Annotated in this window: 2 protein-coding genes; both read left to right on the top strand. The window is 43.8% G+C overall.

Going from position 1 to position 1,579, the window contains the following annotated elements; all coding sequences use genetic code 11:
• Positions 1–42 precede the first annotated feature (42 nt).
• Positions 43–1,242: a transposase gene (locus FGQ85_RS18150; RefSeq protein WP_347563118.1), complete on the top strand. Its 1,200-nt coding sequence runs from the start codon at positions 43–45 to the stop codon at positions 1,240–1,242.
• A gap of 53 nt (positions 1,243–1,295) precedes the next feature.
• A complete protein-coding gene (locus tag FGQ85_RS18530) occupies positions 1,296–1,472 on the top strand; it encodes a hypothetical protein (protein WP_171028019.1) in 177 nt (58 codons plus the stop codon).
• Positions 1,473–1,579: the final 107 nt, after the last annotated feature.

Genomic DNA, 1,579 nt, shown 5'->3' with positions numbered 1-1,579 from the left:
TAAAAAAGTGTCTTCGACACTTCAGCCCCCTAGCCCCCATTCATGGGGGAATTGGGGGTTTCTTTTTATGTGTTTTTCCTGCATAATAGACTTATGAATATATTACAAACCATTTTTAAAGACCATTATGAAGAAATTATATATACTCTCCACCCCAGAAAAACTGAAGTGGAAAATATCGATAAGATGATCAATTGTGGCGATCCTTCCTTTGGCGGGGCCATGTATGGCTGCCCTTCCTGCGGTAAGCTGAAATTTGTCCCTTTCCGCTGCCACAGCCGTTTCTGCCCTACCTGTGGAAATAAATATGCCATGGATCGTACTACCTCTATGTCCTTTAAACTTATTGATGTCCCTCACCGCCATTGTGTCTTTACCATTGATGAACAGCTCCGGGACTTTTTTCTCAATGACCGCTCCCTCCTCGACTGTCTTTTCCATGCCGTAAACAGCGTTGTCTCCCGTATGTTTTTTAAGCAGAATAAATCCATGAACTTCACTCCCGGTTTCATCATGGTCCTCCATACCTTCGGCAGGGACCTCAAATGGAACCCTCATATCCATTGTCTTATTTCTGAGGGCGGTTACAGCGACAATGCTTTCTGGCGCAAGACTCATCATTTCAACTATACTTATCTGCGCAACGCTTTCCGTACTGCTCTCCTGAATGAATTGGAGGCTAAGATCGGCCCTTCTTTTAAAAAGGTGAAGGCTCGCTGCTACCGGGAACACAAAGACGGCTTCTATGTCTATGCCAAACCCAATAACTGTGACCCGAAAACTGCTATCAAATATATCGGCCGCTATCTCGGCCGTCCGGTGATCGCTACTTCCCGCATTGACAACTATGATGCTGACTTCGTTACCTTCCATTACAATCGCCATGAAGATGATCAATATGTGGAAGAGACTATCCCGGTCATGGAATTTATACAGCGTCTGGTCCGTCATATCCCGGAAAAACATTTTAAGATGATCCGCTATGGCGGCATTTATGCCAGGCACAGGGAGATTGATAAAAAACTCCGCAGGACCATTTCCCGGGAAAAACACCACATTTACAGGAGTTTTAACCAGTGGCGTACCGCCATCCTTTCTTCCTTTGGTTATGACCCGATCAAATGTGAATGCGGTACAACCATGCTGTTCTTAGAGCTTTATTTCAATCATAAACGTGTTTCTCTGGAAGAAATGTACGAGAAAGCCATGTCCCGTTCTCGTGGAAAGAGGTCCTCTGCATGACTTCTCCAAATCTTATTCCTGTGGTATACTCCTCCTAAAGGAGGGCTGTATATATGGATCCAAGTACAGAGAAACTGCGAAAAAAATATATGGATAATCCGCCGGAAGGAATGACATCCGAGGACATTCGCCGTATGAGCGAGGATGATCTTCTGGATATGGATTATTTCTTAAATGAAGATGATCCATTTGACGATGGTTTTGGCGAAGAAGGTTTCTATATCTTCTGATCCTGCCAACGTCTTATTGTCATACCCAAACGCATGTTTATCTAACATATGTTCGATGAACATGCGTTCTTTTTTTGACTGCTCCAAAAACGCAATTTCCTATAAAG

The sequence above is a fragment of the Pseudoflavonifractor sp. BSD2780061688st1 E11 genome, assembly GCF_005844125.1.
Taxonomy (GTDB): domain Bacteria; phylum Bacillota; class Clostridia; order Lachnospirales; family Lachnospiraceae; genus Sellimonas; species Sellimonas catena.
This window is presented reverse-complemented; position numbering and strand designations above follow the sequence as displayed.